The sequence below is a fragment of the Streptomyces globisporus genome (genome assembly GCF_003501885.1).
GTDB classification, from domain to species: Bacteria; Actinomycetota; Actinomycetes; order Streptomycetales; family Streptomycetaceae; genus Streptomyces; species Streptomyces globisporus_D.
Map to the genome: position 1 here is coordinate 1 of NZ_QWFA01000153.1, position 22,703 is coordinate 22,703.

Consider the following 22,703-nt stretch of genomic DNA (forward strand, 5'->3'; position numbering starts at 1 on the left):
CGGCGTCGGGCCGGGGGAGGGCTCGGCGGGCGCGGCCATCTCGGTCATCATCGTCCGGAACACCTCCGAGGACCGCGGATTGCTCCTGCACTGCCAGACACCGTGCGGGCAGTAGTCCGTGACCGTCTGGTAGAGCGGCTCGTGCCGGTCGATCCACTCCAGCATCCGCCGCATGTACTCCGGGTTGTCGCCGTTGCGGAAGAGCCCCCACTCCGGGAACGAGATGGGCTTGCCGCGCTCCGCGGCGAAGTCCACGTGCTTCTGGAGCCCGTACGGGTCGGTGATCTGGTCGTCGAAGGTCTCACCGGGAGGCTGGTCGTAGGAGTCCATCCCGATGATGTCGACGACGTCGTCGCCCGGGTAGCACTCGGTCCACGGCACCGCGTCCCGCCCCCGGCTCGGGGTGAAGTCGAAGCGGAACTCCTGACCGGGCACCGCGCGCATCGCCGTCACGATCCGCTCCCAGTACGCCTTCCAGGACGTGGGATCGGGACCGCACCGGTGCGTGTACGTCGTGCCGTTCATCTCCCAGCCGAGCACGATCACGGTGTCCGGCACGCCCAGCTGCACCAGGCGCTCCGCGAGCCGGGTGAAGTGCTGGTCGTAGTCGCCCGCGGCACCCGCCCGGAGCAGGGTGCGGACCGCGTCGTCCGGGACCCGCTCCTCATTGCGCTCCAGCATCGGCACGTTCAGGACGAACATCCGGTCCGGATCCGCCCGTCTCCAGTCCGCCCAGGCGTCGAGGAAGTCGGGGGAGCCCTCGATGTTCACCCACAGATCGCCCGGCAGATACGTGTGCCCCACCCGCAGCTCCGCCCCGCTCAGCCAGCGCGAGAACTCGGCCATCCTGCTGACCCCGTCGGGCCCGTAGTCCAGATACGCGCCGTGCGCCGTACCGCTCCCGGCCCTCGGCCCGCCGGGGGCCGCGCCGTCGACGGCATCGGTGCCCGGAGGCGACTGGCCCGCGATGCCGCCACCCGCCAGGAGGCTGAGAGCAAGCGCCGCGATGCACGAAACGAAGAGTCGGCGCTTTGCCGGCATTGCTCCTCCTGGCTGCGATGAATTCCGGCCGATTCGGCCCGGTGGGGAGAGCGTTTCATCATCATGCCCCGGGGGCATGCGGGGGGAGTCCATTTATCGTATTCGGCGTTGCGGGCGTGCCGTTCAGGTGAATGTGGGGCCGAACGTGAAAGTCAGCGAGCCGACGCGGTTGTCGAAATTCGAATCGACCAGTCCCGGGTCCCCCAGATCCCGCATGACGGGACGTCGGTCGATCAGCTCCCGGAACAGGGCCGTCATTTCGAGGCGGGCCAGATGCGCGCCCAGGCAGTGGTGCGGGCCCCCGCCGCCGTATCCCAGATGAGGATTGGGCGAGCGGGTGATGTCGAAGCGATCCGGATGGGTGAAAACCGTCTCGTCGCGATTGGCGGACGCGTAAATGAGTGCGATCTTCTCGCCCGGGAGGAATGTGCGACCGCCCAGCACGATTTCGGCGGTGACGGTCCTGCGGAACTGGATGATCGGCGTCGAATGCCGCACGATCTCGTCGACCGCCCCGCCGATGTACCGGTCGAAGTCGGACCGTAGAAGCTCCCGCTGTTCCGGATGCCGGTCGAGCAGGAACAGCCCGTGCGCGATGGCGTTGCGGGTGGTCTCCACCCCGGCGACCAGCAGCAGCGAGAAGAAGGCACCCAACTGCCGCCCCGACAGCGCCTCGCCGTCGATGTCCGCACACACGAGCGCCGAGACGAGGTCGTCCCCGGGACGACGGCGGCGCTCCGCGGCGAGCCGCCCCATGACCCACTGCATCCGGGCCAGGGACGCCAGCCCCCGCCCGGGGATCCGGATCCGGGCCCGGCCCCGCCGCTCGACGCCGACATGCTCCGACGCCTGGTCGATCTGCTCGGCGATCCGCGTCCGGTACGCCTTCGGGATGCCCATCAGGTCGCAGATCACCTCCAGCGGCAGCCGCGAGGCCGCGGACGGCACGAAGTCCCGGGGCCGTTCGGCGATCAGCTCGTCCACCAGCCGTCCGGCGAGCCGCCCGACGTTCTCCTCGACGCCCGCCAGCAGCCGCGGGGTGAACCGCCGGGAGATGATCCGGCGCAGCGCCGCGTGCTCGGACCCGTCCATGTTGACCATCGAGTTCCCGAACAGCGCCTTCGCCCAGCCGGCGGGCTCCGGAGTGGTGACCCCGGGAGCGCTGGCGAACGCCCCGGGCGTACGGCTCGCCGTCCGCACATCGCCGTGGCGCACCAGGGCGTAGAACGGCTTTCCGGCGGTACGCGCGGTACCGGGCCGGGGCGTGAACAGCACCGGCGCGTCCAGCTCCCGCAGCAACGCGAAGGCCCGCAGCCGCTCGGGGCGCGGCAACCGCCAGAACGCCGGGTCGGCCAGATCGACGTCCGCCGTGCTCAGCACACGGCCCCCGGACGGCTGATACGGAACGGTCATGCCCACCACCTCCACGGTTCGCCAGACCATGTTCCGGTCCGCCGGCCACGGGAGCCCCCGCGACGCGGCCCGCCGCCGCCGATCGCCCCGCACCCTCACGCGTTTGCCGGAACGCGACCGCCGCGTGTGCGCCGTACGCCGCACGCACGAGAACTGTTTCGCCACCGCCTCGTTGTCAACATCGCCATCAGAAGCACCTCGGACGAGTTAACGAGAGGCAGGTAGTCATCTCATGAGCCCCACCCCCGCGAAACCGGGCGGCACCCGCATTCCCTCCCGCCGGACCGTCCTGCGCGGAGCCTTCACCGCCGCCGTGGTCACGGGCACCGCCGGCGCCCTGCTCCCGCTGCTCGACCGCGACCCGGCCGCCGCTGACCGGCCCGCCCCGGCGCCCGCTCCCGGCTCCGGATCCGGCTCCCGGGCCACGACGGAGGAGTTCGCCGAGATGTACCGGGGCCGGGAGATCCGGGGGACGGCGACCGTCGTCGTCCCCGCGGACGCCCCGGCCGACGACCGGGTCGCGGTCGCCGCCGAACCGGTCACGGAGATCCGTATCGACGGCAGGCCGCTGCACGTCATGAGGCGGGCGGACGGCACCTATCTGAGCGACGTCCGGCACTACGAGTCGTATCCGACGCTGCTGGAGACGGCCCGGGCCGCCGTCGACGAACTCGGCTCCGCCCGACTCGCACCGCCCGCCGCGCACCACATGTGAACCAGGAGGACCAGCACCGGTGTACACCCGCAAGAACCAGCGCGACCTCACGCGCACCGAGAAGCGCCGGCTCATCGACGCGATCCTGAAACTGAAGCGCTCGGGCCGCTACGACGACTTCGTCGTCATGCACCGGGAGTACTACGTCATGGACACCGAACGCCGCCCGCGCCCGGCGCACATGACGTCCTCGTTCTTCCCCTGGCACCGCCAGTACCTGCTGGAGTTCGAGAAGGCGCTCCAGCGCGTCGACCCGGGCGTCAGCGTCCCCTACTGGGACTGGACGCAGGACAACAGGACGACCTCCTCGCTCTGGGCGGAGGACTTCCTCGGCGGCAACGGCAGGCCCGGCGACCGCCGGGTCACCACCGGTCCGTTCGCCTACGCGGCGGGCAACTGGAGCGTCGGCAGGGGCGTCACCGACGAGCACTACCTCACCCGCAACTTCGGCAGGCCGGGCGGCGACCCGGTCTCCCTGCCGACCAAGAACGACCTGGCGCGGGCCCTCAAGGACCCCGTCTACGACACCGCGCCCTGGAACAGCGTCAGCACCGAGGGCTTCCGCAACCGTGTCGAGGGATGGGGCATCCGGGGCGTCCGCACGGTCGGCCTGCACAACCGGGTCCACCAGTGGGTCGGCGGTCCCATGGCGGGCGCGGCCTCCCCCGAGGACCCGGTGTTCTGGCTCCACCACTCCTTCATCGACCTGCTCTGGGACCGGTGGCGCAAGGCTCACCCCAAGTCCGCCTACCGGCCGGGCCGCAAACCCGCCTCACCCGGCCCGGACCGCGACTACGTCTTCGGCCTCGACGACGCGATGCCGCCCTGGCGGGTGACCCCGAGGAAGCTCCTCGACCACAGCAAGATCTACCGCTACGTCTGAGGCCGGACGGAGGAACGGCCGGCTCCCCCCGCACGGAGGGAGCCGGCCGTTCCGGAACTACGGCGGATCAGCGGCCGTAGCCGTAGTCGCCGCCGTTGTCGTGGCCGCCGTCGACGTTGGCGCAGGTGTTGCCGAAGGCCGGGTTCAGCAGGCCGATCACGTTGATCGTGTTGCCGCAGACGTTCACCGGGACGTGCACGGGAACCTGGACGACGTTGCCCGAACCGACCCCGGGGGAGCCGGCGGCGAGGCCCTGCGCACCGGCGTCCGCGGACGCCATGCCGGCGCCGCCGGCGATCAGGGCGCCGGTGCCGGCCATGACAGCGGCGACCTTCGTCATACGAGACATGGAGAACTCCTTGTAAAGAAGGGGGTTGTGCTGCGGACACGAGGCCCACACCCCCTGACAACGCGAAAGACGCCGGACGGTAACGGATCTGCTCATAGGTGATATCTCCGACGCCGCCGTCCGGCGTACTCCCGGCGTGTCAGCGTCCGATCATCGGCAGCCCCGACAGCCGCTCGTGCCAGTCCCGCGCCGCCGGGAACCGGGCCTTCACGGTCTCCACCGCCCGTTCCCGCACCGCCACCTGCGACTCGCGCAGCCGCAGCAGCGGCTCCAGACCCGGCCGGGCCAGCAACAGACGCTGATTGACCACCGGCACCGGCCCCCAGTGGTTCTTGTAGCTCTCCGCGCCGCGCAGCAGGCTCAGCACCGCACGCCCGCCGTCCGAGGCCTGCTGGGCGACCTCGCGCAGCAGCATCGTCGACACATCGACCTTCCTGTCCCGCAGCGCCGGATCCGCGCCGTACAGATAGCCGCCCGTCAACCGCCCGGACTGCAACGACAGGTTGGACGCCACGACCTCGCCGTTCAGCCGGAACTCGGTCATGGCCGCCGTACCGTCCCCCACCATCCGCCCCACCGACCGGATCAGATGGTCCGAGAACCGCGCCCTCAGATGCTCGGGGTTGACCGTCCGGCCCTCCCACTGCCGCTCGTGCAGCCGCAGCAGCGTGCCGATGGCGGCGGGCACACCGTCCTGCGGAATCCGGTGCGTCTCGATGCCCAGCGCGTCGACCTTGCGCAGCTTGGAGCGCAGCCGCTGGCCCCGCGACCCCGTCAGCAGCGCCACCCGGTCGTCCAGCGGCTCGGCCGGCAGCTCCATGCACGTCGAGTCCGTGAGCCGGCTCCGGGCCCCCGGCCACCGCCCGAACAGCAACTGCGCCGACGCGTCGGGACGGACCTCCCGCAGATCCACCACGGTGTGCCGGGCCGCCCGGTCCAGACCGCGGCCCAGCGCCCCCACCGCGTACCCGGCCTCCTCCTGGTCGAGGAGGATGTCGAAGAAGTCGGAGACGGCCCCGCCCATCGGGACGAGCAGCGGCATCGGGCGGTGCACCAGCATCAGCGGCGCCGCCCCGATCAGCCGCCCCGCCCGGCGGACCAGCAGCACCCGCAGCCGGCCCTCCTGGCCGTAGGAGATCCACCACGAGTGCAGCCAGGCGTGGCTCTGGAACGGGGTGGGGGTGGCGCAGCGGCGGTGCAGCGCGTCCCACTCGCCGGCGAGCGCGCCGAACTCCCGGAAGTCCCGGCACAGGGTCACGGCCAGGCCGCCCGCCCGGTACGCCGTCATCGGACGAGCTCCCGCTCGTCCTGGGCGACGCCGGTGCCCCCGGCCGCCGGACCGGGCACCTGGGCCGAGACGCTCCAGCCCTCCCGGCGCGGCCGCACCAGCAGGACGAGACCTCCCAGCAGACCACCCGCCGCCGCCCCGACGGCCGCCCCCAGCGGCATCGACGGCGAGACCGGCTGGTCCGGCGTCATCGCATGGGTGAACTTGATCAGCTTGACCCCGGTGTCCTTGGAGACATGGCCGCTGCTCACGATGACGGCCTCGATGACCGCGTTGGCGATGTCGGCCGCCCTGTGGCGGTTTGACGAGGTGCCCGTCACGGCGATCATCGGCGAATCGGGGGAGGTCTCCGACGTCACGTGGGACCGCAGTTCGCGCACCGGCTCGCCCGCCGCGCCCTGCGCGTACGAGAGGGTCGCGTCGCTCGTCGTCAGCCGCCCGTACGACTGGGCGTACCCCAGCGCCGCCGCGGGGTCCGTCTCCCCCTCCGCGACCGCCATCGCATAACTGGTCGCCTCGTACTGCGGGGTGGCGAACGCCCCGTACGAGAGCCCGGACGCGGTGCCGATCAGCACGCTGACGGGCAGCGGCCACCAGTGCGGCAGCCGGGTGAGGGCGGTGCGCAGCCGACGGACGACGACGTGTCGCTGCTGCTCGGGTGAGTCGGTCATGAGAAGGCTCTCCGGTTCGGTGGGGCGGTGTCGAGGGCGTACGCGTACACGTCCATCAGGCGCTCGCTGCTGCGCCGGATGTCGTAGTGGCCGACTGCCCGGGGCGGCGGCCGGCGGTCCGGGCCGGCCTGTATCCGCTGCCGCAGCCGGGCGGTCAGCTCCTCGGGGCTTCCGGCGATCCGGGTCGCCTCCGGGGCGTGGGCGGCGGGCAGGTCGTCGATGGCGGGGCAGGCGTCGTGGAGCACGGGGAGTCCGGCGGCGAGTGCCTCCACGGCGGCCAGCCCGAAGGACTCCTCGCGGGACGTGGAGACGAAGACGTCCAGGGCGCTCAGCAGCGCCGGCACCCCCGGGACCGGCCCGTCCCCGTCCTCGTCGCACTCCCCGAGGAACCGGATCCGGTCCACCGCTCCGAGGCGCAGCGCCAGCGCCCGCAGCGCCCCGGCCTCCGGCCCGTCCCCGGCCAGCAGCAACCGGGCCTCCGGCAGGGCGGCGACCGCGCGGATCAGTACGTCGAACCGCTTGCCCGGCACCAGCCGGCCGACCCCGCCGACCACGAACGCGTCCTCGGGGATCTCCAGCGCGCCCCGGACCTCCGCCCGCCGCCGCGCGTCGAAGCGGAACCGGTCCGCGTCGATGCCGTTGGGAACCAGCCTGATCCGGTCGGCGGGCACCCCCCAGTCCCGCAGCCGCCCGGCCACGGTGGAGGAGACGGCGACGGTCGCCGCGCCGAGCCGTTCGGTGGAGAGGTAGAGGGCGCGGATGGACCGGGTGAGCGGACGGCCCTCGATCTCGGCCCGCCCCAGGGAGTGTTCGGTCGCCACGGTGGCCCGCGTCCCCGCGAGGCGCGCCGCGATCCTGCCGTACACACAGGCCCGGTAGAGATGCGTGTGGACCAGGTCGTAGCGGCCGTCCCGGATCAGCCGGGCGAGGCGTCCGACGGCCGACAGGTCCCGGTTGCCGCGCATCCCGAGGTGCGTCACCCGGATCCCGTCGGACCGCAACTCCTCGGCCACCGCCCCCGGGTTGGTGAGCGTCACCACGTCGCATTCCACCGGCAGATGGCGCAGCATCAGCCGCAACTGCCGCTCGGCGCCGCCGACCCCGAGCCCGGTGATGACGTGCAGCGCCCTCACCGGGGGCCGCCCGCCCGCACCGGCGCCGCGGCGGGCGAGCCCGCACCGGGATGTGCCACCTGCCGCAGACCGTGCCGCAGGTCCTTCGCCCACAGCCGCACCCCCCGGTCCGCCTGGCTGATGTGGGTCCGGGGCAGGGCGAACCGGCTGAGCAGCGGACCGGGGGTCAGCGCGCACGCGTGGCCGTAACCCGCCGAGCGCGCCGCCTGCGTCACCCTGCGGTCGAGGATGCCGTACGGATAGCAGAAGCCCTCCGGGAGCGAGCCCGTGAGGTCGCCGATCAACTCCCGGCTTTCGCGGGTCTCCCGGCGCAGCTCCTCGTCCGACAGCCCGGTCAGGTCCCGGTGGTACAGGCCGTGCGAGCCGACCTCCATGCCCGCGGCCGCGACCCTCCGGACGCCCTCGTGGGTGAGCAGTGGCTTGCGCGGGCCCAGCGGATCCCACTCGTTGACCCCGCCGGGCCGGCCCGGCAGGACGTACACGGTCGCCCGGAAACCGTGCTTGCGCAGCACCGGCAGCGCCTCGTCGAGGAAGTCCGCGTACCCGTCGTCGAAGGTCAGCCCGACCAGCCCGCGCCGCCCCGACGCCCCCGTGCGCAGCAGCTCCGACACGCCCACCCCCGTCAGCCGCCGGCTGCTCAGCCAGGACAACTGCTCGTCGAGCCGCTCGGGGGAGACCGTGATGCCGTACGGATCGTCGCTCGGGTCCGTCACCGAGTGGTACGTGAGGATCCATGGCTGACGGCGGGTGTGCGGGCGGAGCCGGGACGAGCGAGCGTCGGCGCGATGTGCCGAGGATTCAGCGGCCATCAAGGAACCTCCGTCGGGTGAGTGCCAGCAGGGAGACGACCTCGGGGGAGCGCAGGGCGAGGCCGGTCAGGAAGAACACGGCGGGGACGAGGAGACACCCGGCGGCCAGGCTCAGCACCGGATCGGGGACGAGCGGGGCGCACGCCCAGCCCGCCGCGCCCGCTGCCAGGGACGCCCCGGCGAGCCGGCCCAGTGAGAGCGCCACGTCCCGGGCCCTGATCGGCACCACCCGGGTGCCGAGGCCCATCAGGAGCAGCAGGGCCGTGGCGCTGATCCCGATCGCGTTGGCGGTCGCGATGCCGTCCACGCCGAAGCGGTACGTCAGCGCGTACCCGGCCCCCATCGTGACCAGCAGCCCGGTCCCCATCGCGAACGCCGGGAACCAGGTGGGGCGCCCGGACGAGAAGAACGGCCGGCTCAGCGCGCCGACCAGGCAGTGCCCCAGCAGGCCCAGGGCGTAGACCCGCATGACCTGGGCGGTGGACGCGGTGTCGGAGGAGTCGAACGCGCCGCGCTGGAAGAGCACTTCGACGATCTGGGGCGCGTAGCCGAGAACGACGGCCGTGCCGAGCAGCACCACCATCCCGGCGAGTCCGAGGTCCCGTTCGACCCGCCGCCGGGCCTTCTCGTGCTCCCCGGCGGCCATGGCCTGCGCGACGACCGGGAACGTCACCGTGCAGATCATCAGTGACAGCACCATCGGCATCTGCGCGACCTTCTGCGCGTAGTTCAGATGCGAGATCGCCCCGGCGGGCAGGGTGGAGGCCAGGAACCGCTCGACCAGCACCTGGGACTGACGGCTCACCACGAAAACGACCACCGGGGCCAGCACCGCGAACCCCAGCAGCGGAGCACCCCGCGCCGACCGCCGCCTCAGCCGCCCGAACCGGGGCAGCCGGGGCCGGGCGAGCGGCACCAGCCGCAGGAACACGGGCAGTTGGGTCAGGATCATCAGCGCGCTGCCCACCGCGACCCCCGCGGCGGCCGCCCGCACCCCCCACGCCGCGTGCAGGGCCAGCGTCATCCCGATGATGCCGAGGTTGTATGCGACATAGACCCCGGCGGGCGGCAGGAAGCTGCCGTGCGCGCGGAGCGCGGCGCTGAAGTAGCCGGTGATCCCGAAGGTGAGGACGGTGACCGCGGTCAGCCGGGTGCAGTCCACCGCGAGACGGGGATCGGCGAGCCCCGGGGCGAGCACGCCCACCACCCACGGCGCGCCCGCGACGAGCAGCGCCGCGCCGCCGGAGAGCAGCAGAAACAGCCGGGGGAGCGTGGCCGCCACCAACTCCCGTACGGGGTCGGCGCCCCCCTCACCGGAGGCGCGACGGGTGAGGGCGAGGCTGAACGCCGGGACGAGGAGGAGCGCCATCCCGTCCTCGATCAGCAGCGTCGCCGCCATCTCGGGCACGGTCCAGGCGATCAGGAACGCGTCGCTGGCGTCACTCGCCCCGAAGTACCGGGCGATGGCCTGGTCCCGCACCAGACCGAGGACGGCGGCCAGCACGGTCAGCACCGCCGTGCCCGCCGCCGCCCGGGCGAGGAAGGCCCCGAGCCGGGGCGCCTCGCCGCTCGCCGTCTCGGGTGAGCCGGCCCCTTCCGGACCCGCCCCCGGGGCCGGGAGCAGCGGCGGAGGCGTGCTTTCTGCCGCGTCCGCCGGACGCGCCTCGGCCTCCGTGCCCGTACCGGACTCGCTCATGCGGTGCTCACCCGGTCCGGCTCGGCCAGCGCCCACCAGGCGGCCAGCCCCAGCACGACACCGCCGAGCACCGTGGTGGGCCCGCCGATGTCGGCGTACAGGAAGTTGACGCTCTGCCAGGTCATCAGGGCGACCGCCACCAGACCGCAGTCGAGGGCCGCGTGGGCACGGGAGCGGGCGAGCCACAACCGGCGGATCGCGCCGACCAGGATCGCCGCCCAGCTGCCGACGAGCGCGGTCAGTCCGATGAGGCCCTGCTCCCCGAGGACGAGGAGATACATGTTGTGCGGGGACAGGAGGGCCTGCCGGCGGAACTCCTGGCCCGCGCCGGCGGTGTCGCTGCCCGACGAGAGCCCGATCGAGGCGTGGCCGTCGCGGTGGTCGGGAAAACCCTTGAGGCCGACGCCGGCGGCCGGCTGCTCGCGCCACATCGCGCCCGCCGCGTTCCACATCGCGTACCGGTCGCTGACGGACCGGTCCGGGGTGCTGGTCACCCGGGTCACGCTGGCGGCCCGGTCCGCGATCATCTCGGAGCCGATGCCGAACCCGCCGACCAGCACCACGCCCGCCGCGCCCAGCACGGCCAGTGAGGCGAGCGCCTGCCGCCGCCCGCTCAGTGCCAGGGTGACGAGCACCGCGGCGGCAGTGGCGATCCACACGCCCCGGCTGAACGACAACGTCAGCGGGACGATCAGGACGACGGTGAGGACGGCGGAGCACGGCCGCAGCCAGGCCGGGGCGCTCCGGGGCGTACGCAGGGCGCAGGCCGCCGCGGCGAGCAGCCCGTAGGCGACGACGGTCGCCATCCCCATGACGTCGCTGGGCCCGAAGGTGCCGACCGCCCGGATGTCCTCGCCCATGTACGAGGCGCCGGTCCCGGTGACGTACTGATGGACGCCGGTGACGCCCTGGACGACCGCGAGGAGGACCAGCGAACCGGCGACGATCCGGAATCCGTACGCGTCCCTGAGCAGCAGGAACACCGCGGCGGGCACCAGGACGAAGACCTGGAGGTAGCGCACGAGCCCCGGCAGGGCCGCCGCCGGGTCCGCCGCCGTGACCGTGGCCACCGCGAAGCCCACCGCGGGCAGCCCCAGGACCAGCGCGGCGCCGGCGCTCAGCGGCCGCTGCCGCAGATACAGCAGCCGCCCCACGCACACCAGTACCGCGATCCCCGAGGCCACGTCGGCCGGGCCGCCCCCGCCGGACGTCCCGTACGGGAGGGCGGGCAGCAGGACGGTCGCGACCAGCGGCAGCAGCGGCCAACGGCCACGCCAGGCGGCCCACGGGGAGCGGGCGACGGTACGCGGCCCGGCCGCCGGTGACGGAACGGGCGGGGTCAGGACAGCGGTCATGGTCAGCTGCCTCCGAGCCGGAACAGGGATCCCGCCGTCCGCGCCAGCACGCACGCGTCCTGCCACAGCGACCAGGTCTCGATGTAGTGGTTGTCGAAGCGGGCCCGCTCCTCGATCGAGGTGTCGCCGCGCAACCCGTTCACCTGGGCAAGACCCGTGATGCCCACGGGCATCCGGTGGCGGGCCTGGTAGCCGGGGTGGGCGCGGCTGAACTGCGCCACGAAGAAGGGGCGTTCGGGGCGCGGACCGACCATGCTCATATCGCCGCGCAGGACGTTCCAGAGCTGCGGCAGCTCGTCGAGGGACGTCCGGCGCAGCAGGCGGCCGACCCGGCTCAACCGCCCGTCGGACGCGACGTTCCAGCGGGTGGCCGACTCCTGCACGTCGGCGGGGCGCAGCGTGCGGAACTTCAGGAGAACGAAGGGGCGTCCGTGCCGGCCCACGCGCTCCTGCCGGAAGATCACGCCCGGCCCGTCGGAGAGCCGCACGGCCAGCGCGCAGCCCGCCATCACCGGGGCCGCCAGCACCAGCCCGACCGCGGCCAGGACGGCGTCCATCGCCCGCTTCACCCCGTGGGCGAGGGGGCGGTCCGTCCCGTCGCGCAGCGGCTGGGCGGTGAAACCCCACAGATGGTCGGGCCGGCCGGCCGCCGGGGTCCCCGCGAGGGTGCCGGGCCCGGTGATCAGCCACACCCGGCAGCCGTGCCCGGTGAGGAGGGTGAAGAGGGCGGCGCCGTCCGGGGTGGACTCGGGCGGCGCCGTGAACACCGCGTGCCGCACACTGTTCTGCACCACGGCCCGCCCCACCTCCTGGGGCGAGGCCAGGACCGGCAGCGGCACGGCGTCGGAACCCGTCACCTCCTGGTCGTCCCCGGCCGCCGGGGCGGCGACCAGACCGACCGGCCGCAGCCCGTACGCGGGGTGGCCGTGGAGTGCGGCCGTCACCTGACGGGCCGTCGGCCCCTGGCCCACGACCAACGTGGACTGCGGTCTGCGGACGGCGGCCCGCCGCCGCGTCCGGTGGACCGCCGCGCGCCCGGCGCAGGTCAGCGCGGTCTGCGTGGTGGCCCCGTACGCCAGCACCGCCCAGCCGAACCCCTGCTGCGGGGCCCAGGCGTCCAGCACCTCCATCGTCACGTACCACTGGAGGAGGGTGAGGCCGAGGAGTGCGGGCAGGTCGGAGAGGACCGAGGGGGACAACCGCATCCGGTACAGGCCGCGCCGGGCGAAGAGCAGCACCTGCGCCACCGCCTGGACGGACATCAGCAGCCAGGGCCACGCGACCGGGACCACCAGGGCGAACGTCACGGCCGGGGCCAGGGCGTCCACGCACAGCAGCGGGACGGGACGGCCGTACCGGACGGCCCGGCGCTCACCCGGCCGCGCCTGCGCACCACCACCGCTTCTTCGCGGCGGATGAACCGTGTGAGCCTGCACGGCTGTCGCCTGGCCGGATCCGGGAACCGGTGCACTCTCCATCGTCATCGCTCGGTGCGCTTCCTCGTCGTGGGGCCGGACATGCCGACAAGTTCCTGGTAGAGACCGGCAACCGCCCCCGCGGTCCGTCGGACGTCGAAGGCTGCCCGGGTGTGGTGCAGGGCCCGGCGGGACACCGCCTCGCGCAGATCCGGGTCGGTGAGCAGGGCGGTCAGGGCCGCGGCCAGGGCCGCCGGATCCTCCGGTGGTACGAGACAGTGGTCCTCGTGACCGGGCGGCAGGCTCTCCCGCGCGCCGTTCACATCGGTGAGTACGACGGCGCGTCCGCATGCCATCGCCTCCAGCGGGGCCAGGGCCATGCCTTCCCAGCGGGAGGGCAGGACGAGGGCGTCCGCCGCGTGGATCCACGGCCGTACGTCCTCGCAGGCCCCGGTGAACAGCACGCCCGGCGGGGCCGACGCCTCAAGACCCTCCCGGTCGGGCCCGTCGCCCACCAGGACCAGCCGCGCCCCCGGCACCGCCATCCGGCGCCAGGCCCGGAGCAGGACGTCCTGGCCCTTCTGCCGGGTCAGGCGGCCGACGCAGACGACCAGCGGGGCTTCCGCGGCGACCCCTTTCAGTAAGGGCAGGGAAGCGCGGGCCTCCGCACGGACCGTGTGGTCGCCGGGGCGGAACCGGTCGAGGTCGATGCCGTTGTGGATGACCGACCAGCGGGCGGCGATGCCCGCCTCCTGCCCGGTGCGGCGCTCCGATTCGCTGACGCACAGGATGTGATCGGCCCAGCGTGCGCCGAACCGCTCCCAGCCGAGCGCGAGTTCCGCGGTGCGTCCGCCGACGGCCTCGAACGACCAGGCGTGCGGCTGGAAGACCGTGGGGACCCGGCCGCGTACCGCGATCCGGCCCGCGAGGCCCGCCTTGGCGCTGTGGGCGTGCACCACGTGCGGGCGGCTCGCGCGGACGATCCGGCGCGCGGCCGCGACCTCACCGGCCAGTCGGGGCCCGGGGGAACGGGTCGCGGCCCAGCCGTGGACCTCGGCACCCGCTGCCGCAGCCCCGAGGGCCAGCGGGCTCCCGGGGGGACAGGCCACCACGGGACGCAGTCCGGCACCGGCCTGGGCCCTGACGAGATCGGTGACGACCCGGGCCACTCCGCCGTCGACGGGCTGAACCACATGAAGGACCGTCAATTGTCTTTCTGGAGTACGAGGCATGTGCAGCACGCATGGCTCTCTTCGCTCAATACGGTGAGTAAAGCCGAGGTGCACTTTGGCAGATATGTGGCGATATCGTGCGCGTGACTCGCTCATACGACCACATGGGGATTTGCGCGTCCGGGTAGGCCGTCCGGGGGGCCGGGCGACAGACAGGCGCAGGCCCGGGTGCCCTTCGGGGGCCTGTGGTGAAGGGGCTGTCGAGGGTCCGGCGCGGGGGAGCGGACCGGATGCTCGGTGCGACGTCCGCCGGTTATACCGTCATCCTTTTCCGGGAAAGTCGACACCGCCGAACGCCGCACCGGATGGCGGCACCATCCATCGGTGCCGTCGCCGACATGCGCGGAGCGCCCCGGACGGTGTCCGGGGCGCTCCGCGCAACGGGTCGGCCCGTGCGGTCAATGAGGCACGGGCCTCAGCCGGTGCGGTCCACGAGATACGGGATCAGCGTGAGCAGATCCTCCCGGGCCTCCTCGGCGAGCGGCGCACGGTCCAGACAGGCGCGGGCCGCGGCCAGGTGCTCGTGCGCCTCGGCGATCGCGGCCGCCCGCCCGCCCGCCTCGTCGATCAGCTCCGCCGCACGCCGCGCCGCCGCGTCGTCGAGCGGCCCGACGGAGGTGAGCAGCGCGTCCAGGCGTCCGGCCGCCGGGTGGTCGGCGGACAGCGCCGCGAGCACCGGGTACGTCTTCTTGAGCCGTCGCAGATCGCTGTGCACGGGCTTTCCCGTCACCTGCGGATCGCCCCAGATTCCGAGCAGGTCGTCCACCGCCTGGAACGCCACCCCGACATGCCGCCCCGCCAGGTCCAGCGCCTCGGCGGTGGATGCCGGAGCACCCGCCAGCACCGCGCCCAGGGCGGCCGCGCAGCCGAGCAGGGACCCCGTCTTGTGGGTGGCCATCGCCCGGTACTCGTGCGGCAGGACGGCACCGGCACCCGACCACGGCCGGGACTCGAAGAGCAGGTCCTGGGCCTGGCCGTGCACCAGATCGCCCAGCGCGCCCGCCAGTTGCCGCACCGCCGCCGGGCCGCCCGGACCCGGGGCCTCCGCCAGCGTGGACACGGCCAGCGCGAACAGGGCGTCTCCCGCGAGGACCGCGGGACCGGTGCCGTACGCCTTCCACAGCGCCGGCCGGCGGCGGCGGGTCTCGTCGCCGTCCATGATGTCGTCGTGGATCAGCGAGAAGGTGTGGATGAGCTCGACGGCGACCGCCCCGAGCACCCCGGCCTCCCCGCTGCCGCCCGCGGCCTCCGCGCCGAGCACCGCGAGCGCCTGGCGGACCCCCTTGCCCTGCGAGCCGGGCAGCGGCTCGCCGCCGGTCCCGCGCCAGCCCAGCGAGAAGGCCGCCGTCTCCGCGTGCCAGGGGTGCAGCCGGCCCACCGACTCCACCAGGGCCGGGCGCACCAGCTCGCGGCACCGGTCCAGTATCTGCGGCGCGCTCGCCCGGCGGGTCGTGGAGAGCGTCATCGGCGGCCGCCCCCGGCACCGGCCGACGCGGGTTCCACGTCCAGTTCGGCGTACGCCTTCTCGACCATCTGGCGGGCGTTGAGCAGCCCGATCCGGTCGAGCCTGCCGCGCAGTTCGTCCAGGTCGGCGGCAGTGGCGTCGCGATCGCGGCCGAGCCTGGCCCGGGCCTTGACCAGGCCGAGCGAGGCCAGCGCCTCGCCCCGCGGCTCGTCCATCGCGCGGAACTCGCCGAGCGCCTGCTCGTACACCGCGCGCGCCTCCTCGTACCGCCCGGCGCGGAACAACACGTTGGCCCGCATCTTGTGGTTGTACGCCAGGGCGCTGGAGAGGTTCATCTCGCGGCAGGTGACCTCGGCCTCGGTGAGCAGATCGAGCGCCCGCCCGGTCGCCCCGTCCCGGAGGGAAACGATGTCGGCGATGCCGCGCAGCGCCCAGGCCCGGCCCCGCCGGTCGTCCGCGTCGCCCGCCAGGACCGCCGCCTCCTCGAACATCTCCAGGGCCGTGTCCAGCGAACCGGTGTTGCGGTGGATCTGCGCGATGCCCTCCAGCGCCCAGACGGTGTGCCGGGCCTCGCCCCGGGCGCGGGCCTCGGCCAGCAGTTGTTCGTGCAGCGTGGCGACGGTCGCGTAGTCGCCCTGGATCCGCCCGGTCTCGGCGAGTCCGGCCAGCGAGTAGCCGCGGGCGACCACGTCGCCGCCGCGCTTGCCCAGCTCGGCGGCGAGGCCGAGCAGCCGGAACGCGAGGCGCAGCGCCCCGCGTTGACGCGCCAGCGTGCCGCCGCTCCACAGCGCCCAGGCCATCGCCCCGGTGTTTCCGGCCGACCGCGCCGCCCGGTAGCTCGCCTTCCAGGCCCGGTCGGCCTCCGCCACCTGGCCGAGCCTGCGGTGCGCCTCGGCCACGGCGAGGCCGGAGCGCGCCACCTCCTCCTGTGATCCGGAGAGCTCGGCCTGCCTCAAGTGGCGTACTCCCTCGGCCAGTACGTCGGTGAGCGAGGCGTTCACCGACATCTTGGTGAGAGCTCCCTGGTACTCGGGCGCCAGTGCCTTGGTCTGCATGGGTGCCTTCCGCGCGGTGCCGGGCCCGGAGCCGGACGACTATACCCTCTGTGTATACCTGGTGGGTATAGTCGGCCGGTCGTGCAGGCCCGGATGATGTGGGGGTGGGGCGCCGCTCGTCATGCGCGGCGAACCGTCCTGTCGTCGATCAAGACGGCAGGTGGGTGCGGAGGGTTGCTCGGGCGGCCCAGCTCGTTGCGGGCCGGCCCGCCTATGTCCCGTTACGCCCCGCCCTGCGCCTTCTCCGTACGTCGCAGCCGGTGACGTACCGCGCGCCGGGCCACCGGCCCCAGCTCGTCCAGTACCCCGGCCAGCGCGGCCAGCTGCTCCAGCGCCTCGAAGGCCCGCTCCGCGCCCTCCGGATCGACGCCCTCGTACATCTCCAGGCCCACGAACGCCCCCGTCACGGCGCGCGCCAGGCCCGCCGGGTCGGTGAACTCGCCCAGCGGGGAGTCCGCCAGGATCCGGACGAGGACCTTCTCGATCTCGGCGGTCCACAGGTCGAGCCCCGCCGCGGTCGCGGGCGCCAGCCGGGCCTGGGTCTGGGCGCCCGCGAGCATCTGCGCCAGGAAAGCGACATGGCCGCCGGCCCGCTCCTCCTCGTGCAGCTCGCGCCCGCAGCGCAGGAGTTCGGCGAGGGTGGTGACGGCGGTGAGCCGGTCGCGGTGGCGGGCCACCCGCTGCTCGGCGCCGTACCGGCAGGCCGCCGCCAGCAGTTCGTCGACCGAACCGAAGTGGTAGAAGACCAGCGCCTGGTTGACCCCGGCCGAGGCCGCCACCGAACGGGCCGAGATCTTGGCGATGCCGTGCTCGGCGAGCGTGCGCAGCGCGCCCTCCATGAGCTTCGTCCGGGTGTCCGCCCCGGTCGCGCCCCCCGTCACGCCCGCGCCTCCTCACGGACCGGGCGCAGACCGGCCCGTACGCCGTGGCGCAGGGCGTCGACATAGCGGGCGCGGAACGTTCCCTCATACCCGAACAGCGGGCCGAAGCGGCGGTTGGTCACGGCGACCCGGATACGGAAGCGGCCCGTGGCGTCGTCGAAGGACTCGCGGACCTCGGCCTCGCCGCCGATCAGGTCCGGGACCCGCAGATCGAACGGTCCCTCGCGGAAACGGTGCTCCCCGGAGCGGATCAGCAGCGAGCCGTCGGGCTCCGCGGTCAGCCGCAGGTCGGTGGCGAGGTGCTGGTGCGTACCGAGGTAGTCGAGCACGCAGGACCGCTCGGGGCTGTGCACCATCGTGGCGTCGAAGCGGCGCGGCCCGCCCGGCAGGGCGAAGGTCCGGACGAAGGTCACGGTCTCGCGGCCGAAGGCGTCGGTGTACGGGACGTTCTCGATGGTGAACGGGACGTCGCGGCCGGTCCTCGGCACCAGGATGTTGCGCGTGGCGCCGAGCGCGAGGAACGGCTTCACGAACGCCCGGCCGTGCCAGATCCGGTCCATGGACCCGCGCCCCACGCACGCCTCGCCGCTCTCCAGCCCGACGGAGAAGCGGCGCTGCAACTGGGGGTGGAGCCGCGCGAAATCGTCTCCCATCGCACGGGCGAATATCGATGTCACGGGCGCTCCAGACGGGCGAGGAGGGACGGGGCGGCGGCCGGCCGGCCGGGCGGTCTGCGCAGGCAGCGCCGGGCGGCGGGCGTGAGCGGCGACGGAGGGGCCAGCAGCGCGGCGAGGGCGGCCGGCAGCACGGCGGCCGGGCCGAAGGGGAGCGCCACCGCCACGAGGAGGAGGCGCACCAGCACCTCCGCCAGGGCGTGCGCCAGCGACCGGGCCGGGCTGATGTCGCGCTCGCACCACAGCCGCAGCCGGTCGAAGGACCAGGCGGTCGCCCAGCCCATCAGCGGCCGGAACACCAGCCGGTCCGCGACCGCGCCGAAGCGGCCCCAGCGGGTCCGGTAGTCGTACCCCGTCAGAAAACGGATGCCGTCGGCGGTGGGGACGTAACGCCAGTAGCCGCTGCCCTCGGCCAGCAGCGACAGTCGCTCCGGCGAGGCGAACCGCAGGGCGGAGACCCGCTCGCCGTCCGCCCGCTCCCGCTCGCCCGCGCTCGTCCCGGCCCCCGCCACGGTCAGGAAGGGCAGCACCCGGGTCGCGTACCGGAACTGCTGGGCGGAGCCCGCCGGACCGGGCAGAGGGCTGATCTCGGTGAAGCGCAGATCCCACCGCTGGTGCTGGGCGGGTTCCTGGGTCCGGTCCCACAGGCGCTCCGGATCGGTACGGATCAACGCCTCGATGTACAGCCCCATGCCCCGCCCCCGGGTCGTCACGCGTGTTTGAGCGAGTGCTCAAGTCCCTCCGCGTTCCAGGACGCTATCAGAGGGGGTTGAGCAGTCGCTCAACCCCCTCGGACGGCTGGTGCTCAGGCTGCGGCCGGGGGCCAGGGCACGTCGGCCAGGAGGGGCAGGATGTGCTCCTCCTCGTAGTCGAGGTGGGCGGTCAGCTCCTCGGACATCCGGGCCAGTTCGGTACGGAAGCGGTCCGGTTCGGCGATCGCCACATCCGCCAGGAGGTCCGCGAGCGCCGACTGCACGGTCCCGATGGAGCGGTGTTCCTCCCGCAGTCGGTCAAAGACGTCCCGCAGGTGGGGGTGGTAGCCCGCCATGGTGGGGAACATGTGCCCGTCCTCGGCCGTGTGGTGGAACTCCAGCGCCTGGCAGAACGCCAGACAGCGCTGCCGGATCTGCAGCCCGAGACCGGGGGCGGGCGGTTCGCCGTCGCCCCGGTGACCGGCCCGCGCGGCGAAGTGCGCCTCGGTCTCGCCGTGCACCTGGCGTAGTTGGCCGCGCAGCCAGGTGTGCACCTCCACCAGCTTGTCGGCGAGCGAGGTGACCGGGGGAGCCGCCGCGTCGGGATCGGGGAACTCCAGCACCACGACCGGCAGCACCCGGTCGGTGGCGTCCTGATACTCCGCGTACCCGGGAGCCTCGGCGACGACCCGGGCGAAGAGCTCGTCGCGCCGGGCCCCTTCGGCGGGTACGGCGAGGCATTCGGATTCCTCACCGCCCAGCTCGACCCGCACGCTGGGGTGGGCGAGGAGATTGCGGTACCAGTCGGGGTGGAGCGGTGCACCGAGATTGGAGGCCACGACGAGGAGCCGGCGGCCGTCGCGGACATAGCCGAGCGGTGTGGTGTGCGGCTTTCCGGAGCGGGCGCCGGTGGTGGTGAGCAGGAGGAGGTCGGCCCCCTCGAAGGGGCCGCCGACCTTCCCCGCGTTGGCACGGAATTCGGTGATGACGGACTGCTGGAAGGTCTGGGGCATGGAGGTTCTGGGTCTCCCGGAAGGAATGCGGGCAGGCGAGGGCCCGGCGTTGCGGAGGGGCGGCCGCGAGGCGCGCACGGCAGGAGCACTCAAAGGCGGGAGTGCTCAAGAACAGGGGCGCTCAAGGGCGGAGATACTCAGAGGCAGGGGGCGATGAATGGACTCATGGCGTCATCCCTGGAAGAAGGTGCTGGCTTGACCGCCGGCCGGCCCGGATCTCTTTGGCCGACGTCACGCTGCACAGACAGCATCAGAACCCGAGCCGCTCGTTCCTGTCAACGCGAGGGCGGGCAACGGAAGGGCGGGGCTGGCAAAGGCGGGCAACGCCGGGAAAACGCGTTGCCCGCCCTGCGGAAGCCTGCGACGCTTCCGGCCATGCCCACGGAACAACAGACTCTCGCGTCGCTGGCCCGGCCCCCTCGTACGCACCCGGTGGAGGCGCTCTTCTCGCACGGCCGCCTGGTCGCGATCCCGCGCAAGGAGGCCCGCCGGGAGCAGCTGCTCGTGCACCTCGCCGACACGCTGTTCGAGCGGGAGCGCTCGTACACCGAGCGCGAGGTGAACGAGGCGCTCCTCACCGTCCACGAGGACTGCTCGGCGCTGCGCCGCTATCTCGTCGTCGCCGGGCTGCTGGTCCGGCCCCGGGACGGCAGCAGCTACCGCCGCGGCCGCTGACCGGCAGCGACGGTCACCGCAACGGCGCACCGCGCCGAGCCGAGCTGGGGGATGGGCATTCCGTTGTTGAGTGTGACGGTGGGAACGGTGGGGGCGGGGGACATGAGGGGCCTTCCGTGGCGTGGTGCGCGCCGATATGAACGGCGTACGACGTTTACTGGCGTCCACAATAATTGCACACGCGGGTTATATGTAAACGCGGGTAAGCGGGTGGGGGTATCCAGGCCGCCGCCCGGCCTGCGGGCACGCCCCCTTCGCCGGACCGGGGCGGTCATGTGCTGGACTGGCGCTTTCGCCCGGATCGGCCAGCACCCCGGATTCAGGAGTTCTTGTGAGCAGTTACCGGCAGCCCGGCGTCGTCCTCACCGACCGCCGCTTCACCGTGCCCCTCGACCACAGCGACCCCGGCGGCGAGCAGATCGAGGTCTACGGCCGGGAAGCGGTCGCCGCCTCCCGGGCCGGCGAGGAACTGCCCTGGCTGGTCTATCTGGAGGGCGGCCCCGGCTTCGGCGCACGCCGGTTCGTCGGTACCGAGGCCTGGCTCGGCCGGGCCCTGCGCGAGTTCCGGGTGCTCCTCCTCGATCAGCGGGGGACCGGCCTCTCCACCCCGGCCAACCGGCAGACCCTGCCGCTGCGCGGCGGCCCGCGCGAGCAGGCCGAGCACCTCGCCCACTTCCGCTCCGACTCGATCGTGCGCGACTGCGAACTGATCCGCCCGCAGCTCACCGGCGGAGCGCCCTGGACGGTCCTCGGCCAGTCCTTCGGCGGCTTCTGCGCCGTCCGCTATCTCTCCGCCGCCCCGGAAGGGCTGAAGGAGGTCCTGATCACCGGCGGGCTGCCCTCGCTGGACGCGCACGCGGACGACGTCTACCGGGCCGCGTACCCCCGCATCGAGCGGAAGGTCGCCGCCCACTACGCCCGTTACCCGCAGGACGTCGAGCGCGCCCGCGCGATCGCCGCGTACCTCGCCGATCACCGGCCCGAGAGCGCCGGGCACCGGCTCACCCCCGAGGGCTTCCAGTCGCTCGGCATCATGCTCGGCACCGGCAGCGGCAGTCACCAGCTCCACTACCTGCTGGAGAACGCGTTCGTCCGCACCCCGCACGGCACCGAACTCTCCGACACCTTCCAGGAAGCGATGCGCACCGCCGCCTCGTTCGCCGGGCACCCGCTCTACGCCCTGCTTCACGAGGCCATCTACGGGCAGGGCGAGCGCGCCACGGGCTGGGCCGCCGAGCGTGTCCGGGGAGAGTTCCCGCAGTTCGACGCGGCGACCGCGCTGAAGGGCGACGGGCCGGTCCTCTTCACCGGCGAGACCATCCACCCCTGGCACTTCGACGTCGACCCGGCGCTGCGCCCGCTGCGCGAAACCGCCGAACTCCTCGCCCAGCGCACCGACTGGCCGGTGCTGTACGACCCCGAGCGGCTCGCCGCCAACGAGGTCCCGGTCGCGGCGGCCGTCTACCACGACGACATGTACGTCGACACCGCGGACTCGCTGCGCACGGCGGCGGCGATCCGGGGGCTGCGGACCTGGGTGACGAACGAGTACGAGCACGACGGGGTCCGCGCGGGCGGTCCCCGGGTCCTGGACCGGCTGCTGTCCCTGGTACGCGACGAGGCCTGACCCGTTCTGCCTCCCGGGGCCGGTCGCGGACCGGCCGGCCCCGCAGGATCAGCGCTGGAGCTCCTCCAGCGTGGCGTCCAGGTCGCCGGCGGAGCGCGGGGCCCGGTTGTGCGGCAGTTTCGAGAGGACCGCCGCCATTCCGCAGGTGTTGCTGAGCGCCGAGTAGACCAGGCCCGTGCCGACGCCCGCGGAGAGCCAGCGCGCCGCCGGGAAGCGGATGCCCGCCACCAGCCCCGCCACCACCAGCGAGCCCGCTGCCAGCCGCACCTGGCGCTCCATGGCCCACGTGGTGCGCGCGCCCTCGGGGCGGTCCAGGCCGCGCCCGTCGCCCTCCCAGGCGGAGGTGCCGCCGGTCAGCGTCACGGCCTCGATGTCCGCGCCCGCGAGGATCTCGCAGGCCCGGGTGGACCGGACCCCGGAGGCGCACACCACCAGCAGCGAACCGCGCGCCGAGGCCGACTTCAGCGCGGGCAGGGCGTCCGGCAGCTTGTCGAGCGGGATGTTCAGGGCGCCGGGGACATGCCCGGCGGCGTACTCGCCCGGAGCCCGTACGTCGATGACGGTGAACTCCTCCAGACGGGCTGCGGCCTGGGCGGGGGAGAGGGAAGCGGGGCTGGGCAC

The 22,703-nt window shown here is 73.4% G+C and carries 22 protein-coding genes; 4 read left to right on the forward strand and 18 right to left on the reverse strand.

The window, feature by feature from the left end; genetic code table 11:
• Both D3105_RS24685 and D3105_RS24690 read right to left on the reverse strand, forming a co-directional pair.
• A partial coding sequence (locus tag D3105_RS24685; protein WP_118905236.1) for a glycoside hydrolase family 26 protein occupies nt 1-1,041 on the reverse strand: 1,041 nt, incomplete at its 3' end.
• Nucleotides 1,042-1,164: 123 nt separating this feature from the next.
• Nucleotides 1,165-2,454 (reverse strand): cytochrome P450, encoded by a 1,290-nt coding sequence (locus D3105_RS24690; RefSeq protein ID WP_118905256.1) that lies wholly within the window; start codon nt 2,452-2,454, stop codon nt 1,165-1,167.
• A 232-nt stretch (nt 2,455-2,686) separates the two neighbouring features.
• Here D3105_RS24690 and D3105_RS24695 point away from each other — a divergent pair, with 232 nt between their 5' ends.
• Both D3105_RS24695 and D3105_RS24700 read left to right on the forward strand, forming a co-directional pair.
• Entirely contained in the window at nt 2,687-3,169 is a 483-nt protein-coding gene (locus tag D3105_RS24695) for a tyrosinase family oxidase copper chaperone (RefSeq protein ID WP_118905237.1), read from the forward strand.
• A 19-nt stretch (nt 3,170-3,188) separates the two neighbouring features.
• Nucleotides 3,189-4,052: a tyrosinase family protein gene (locus D3105_RS24700; protein ID WP_118905238.1), complete on the forward strand. Its 864-nt coding sequence runs from the start codon at nt 3,189-3,191 to the stop codon at nt 4,050-4,052.
• A 67-nt stretch (nt 4,053-4,119) separates the two neighbouring features.
• On the opposite strand, the gene D3105_RS24705 is transcribed toward D3105_RS24700, so the two are convergent.
• The 15 genes from D3105_RS24705 to D3105_RS24775 form a co-directional block, all read right to left on the reverse strand.
• Nucleotides 4,120-4,401: a chaplin gene (locus D3105_RS24705; RefSeq protein WP_118905239.1), complete on the reverse strand. Its 282-nt coding sequence runs from the start codon at nt 4,399-4,401 to the stop codon at nt 4,120-4,122.
• Nucleotides 4,402-4,540: 139 nt separating this feature from the next.
• Nucleotides 4,541-5,689: a GNAT family N-acetyltransferase gene (locus D3105_RS24710; RefSeq protein ID WP_118905240.1), complete on the reverse strand. Its 1,149-nt coding sequence runs from the start codon at nt 5,687-5,689 to the stop codon at nt 4,541-4,543.
• Entirely contained in the window at nt 5,686-6,360 is a 675-nt protein-coding gene (locus D3105_RS24715) for a lipopolysaccharide biosynthesis protein (RefSeq protein WP_118905241.1), read from the reverse strand. The genes D3105_RS24710 and D3105_RS24715 overlap by 4 nt, the downstream gene beginning before the upstream one ends.
• Nucleotides 6,357-7,493 (reverse strand): glycosyltransferase, encoded by a 1,137-nt coding sequence (locus D3105_RS24720; RefSeq protein WP_118905242.1) that lies wholly within the window; start codon nt 7,491-7,493, stop codon nt 6,357-6,359. Before D3105_RS24720 ends, D3105_RS24715 begins: the two co-directional genes overlap by 4 nt.
• On the reverse strand, nt 7,490-8,302 hold the full coding sequence (locus tag D3105_RS24725) for a polysaccharide deacetylase family protein (protein ID WP_118905243.1): 813 nt from the start codon (nt 8,300-8,302) through the stop codon (nt 7,490-7,492). Before D3105_RS24725 ends, D3105_RS24720 begins: the two co-directional genes overlap by 4 nt.
• Entirely contained in the window at nt 8,292-9,998 is a 1,707-nt protein-coding gene (murJ, locus tag D3105_RS24730) for a murein biosynthesis integral membrane protein MurJ (RefSeq protein ID WP_118905244.1), read from the reverse strand. Before murJ ends, D3105_RS24725 begins: the two co-directional genes overlap by 11 nt.
• A complete protein-coding gene (locus tag D3105_RS24735; RefSeq protein ID WP_118905245.1) occupies nt 9,995-11,353 on the reverse strand; it encodes an O-antigen ligase family protein in 1,359 nt (452 codons plus the stop codon). The genes murJ and D3105_RS24735 overlap by 4 nt, the downstream gene beginning before the upstream one ends.
• A gap of 2 nt (nt 11,354-11,355) precedes the next feature.
• Entirely contained in the window at nt 11,356-12,681 is a 1,326-nt protein-coding gene (locus D3105_RS24740; protein WP_240647005.1) for a sugar transferase, read from the reverse strand.
• A gap of 152 nt (nt 12,682-12,833) precedes the next feature.
• On the reverse strand, nt 12,834-14,000 hold the full coding sequence (locus D3105_RS24745; RefSeq protein ID WP_165891074.1) for a glycosyltransferase: 1,167 nt from the start codon (nt 13,998-14,000) through the stop codon (nt 12,834-12,836).
• A 415-nt stretch (nt 14,001-14,415) separates the two neighbouring features.
• Entirely contained in the window at nt 14,416-15,465 is a 1,050-nt protein-coding gene (locus D3105_RS24750) for a polyprenyl synthetase family protein (protein ID WP_118905248.1), read from the reverse strand.
• Complete coding sequence (locus tag D3105_RS24755) at nt 15,462-16,520, reverse strand: tetratricopeptide repeat protein (RefSeq protein ID WP_118905249.1); 1,059 nt, start codon at nt 16,518-16,520, stop codon at nt 15,462-15,464. Before D3105_RS24755 ends, D3105_RS24750 begins: the two co-directional genes overlap by 4 nt.
• A 221-nt stretch (nt 16,521-16,741) precedes the next feature.
• Nucleotides 16,742-17,401, reverse strand: a complete 660-nt coding sequence (locus tag D3105_RS24760; RefSeq protein ID WP_118905250.1) for a TetR/AcrR family transcriptional regulator — start codon at nt 17,399-17,401, stop codon at nt 16,742-16,744.
• Nucleotides 17,398-18,078 (reverse strand): DUF4166 domain-containing protein, encoded by a 681-nt coding sequence (locus D3105_RS24765; protein ID WP_118905251.1) that lies wholly within the window; start codon nt 18,076-18,078, stop codon nt 17,398-17,400. Before D3105_RS24765 ends, D3105_RS24760 begins: the two co-directional genes overlap by 4 nt.
• Nucleotides 18,075-18,767: a hypothetical protein gene (locus tag D3105_RS24770; RefSeq protein WP_118905252.1), complete on the reverse strand. Its 693-nt coding sequence runs from the start codon at nt 18,765-18,767 to the stop codon at nt 18,075-18,077. Before D3105_RS24770 ends, D3105_RS24765 begins: the two co-directional genes overlap by 4 nt.
• A gap of 113 nt (nt 18,768-18,880) precedes the next feature.
• The gene (locus D3105_RS24775) at nt 18,881-19,780 is read right to left on the reverse strand and encodes a nitroreductase/quinone reductase family protein (RefSeq protein ID WP_118905253.1); all 900 of its coding nucleotides are present in this window, start codon (nt 19,778-19,780) and stop codon (nt 18,881-18,883) included.
• A gap of 375 nt (nt 19,781-20,155) precedes the next feature.
• On the opposite strand from D3105_RS24775, the gene D3105_RS24780 reads away from it, so the two are divergent.
• On the forward strand, nt 20,156-20,455 hold the full coding sequence (locus D3105_RS24780) for a DUF2087 domain-containing protein (RefSeq protein ID WP_118905254.1): 300 nt from the start codon (nt 20,156-20,158) through the stop codon (nt 20,453-20,455).
• Nucleotides 20,456-20,786: 331 nt separating this feature from the next.
• A complete protein-coding gene (locus tag D3105_RS24785) occupies nt 20,787-22,082 on the forward strand; it encodes an alpha/beta fold hydrolase (RefSeq protein ID WP_118905255.1) in 1,296 nt (431 codons plus the stop codon).
• A 48-nt stretch (nt 22,083-22,130) separates the two neighbouring features.
• On the opposite strand, the gene D3105_RS24790 is transcribed toward D3105_RS24785, so the two are convergent.
• A partial coding sequence (locus D3105_RS24790; RefSeq protein ID WP_240647006.1) for a rhodanese-like domain-containing protein occupies nt 22,131-22,703 on the reverse strand: 573 nt, incomplete at its 5' end.

Coding starts and splice junctions, on each gene's coding strand:
- D3105_RS24690 (WP_118905256.1), bottom strand. CDS start 2,454: ATGACCGTTCCGTATCAGCCGTCCGGGGGCCGTGTGCTGAGCACGGCG.
- D3105_RS24695 (WP_118905237.1), top strand. CDS start 2,687: ATGAGCCCCACCCCCGCGAAACCGGGCGGCACCCGCATTCCCTCCCGC.
- D3105_RS24705 (WP_118905239.1), bottom strand. CDS start 4,401: ATGTCTCGTATGACGAAGGTCGCCGCTGTCATGGCCGGCACCGGCGCC.
- D3105_RS24710 (WP_118905240.1), bottom strand. CDS start 5,689: ATGACGGCGTACCGGGCGGGCGGCCTGGCCGTGACCCTGTGCCGGGAC.
- D3105_RS24715 (WP_118905241.1), bottom strand. CDS start 6,360: ATGACCGACTCACCCGAGCAGCAGCGACACGTCGTCGTCCGTCGGCTG.
- D3105_RS24725 (WP_118905243.1), bottom strand. CDS start 8,302: ATGGCCGCTGAATCCTCGGCACATCGCGCCGACGCTCGCTCGTCCCGG.
- murJ (WP_118905244.1), bottom strand. CDS start 9,998: ATGAGCGAGTCCGGTACGGGCACGGAGGCCGAGGCGCGTCCGGCGGAC.
- D3105_RS24735 (WP_118905245.1), bottom strand. CDS start 11,353: ATGACCGCTGTCCTGACCCCGCCCGTTCCGTCACCGGCGGCCGGGCCG.
- D3105_RS24745 (WP_165891074.1), bottom strand. CDS start 14,000: ATGCCTCGTACTCCAGAAAGACAATTGACGGTCCTTCATGTGGTTCAG.
- D3105_RS24750 (WP_118905248.1), bottom strand. CDS start 15,465: ATGACGCTCTCCACGACCCGCCGGGCGAGCGCGCCGCAGATACTGGAC.
- D3105_RS24755 (WP_118905249.1), bottom strand. CDS start 16,520: ATGCAGACCAAGGCACTGGCGCCCGAGTACCAGGGAGCTCTCACCAAG.
- D3105_RS24770 (WP_118905252.1), bottom strand. CDS start 18,767: ATGGGGCTGTACATCGAGGCGTTGATCCGTACCGATCCGGAGCGCCTG.
- D3105_RS24775 (WP_118905253.1), bottom strand. CDS start 19,780: ATGCCCCAGACCTTCCAGCAGTCCGTCATCACCGAATTCCGTGCCAAC.
- D3105_RS24780 (WP_118905254.1), top strand. CDS start 20,156: ATGCCCACGGAACAACAGACTCTCGCGTCGCTGGCCCGGCCCCCTCGT.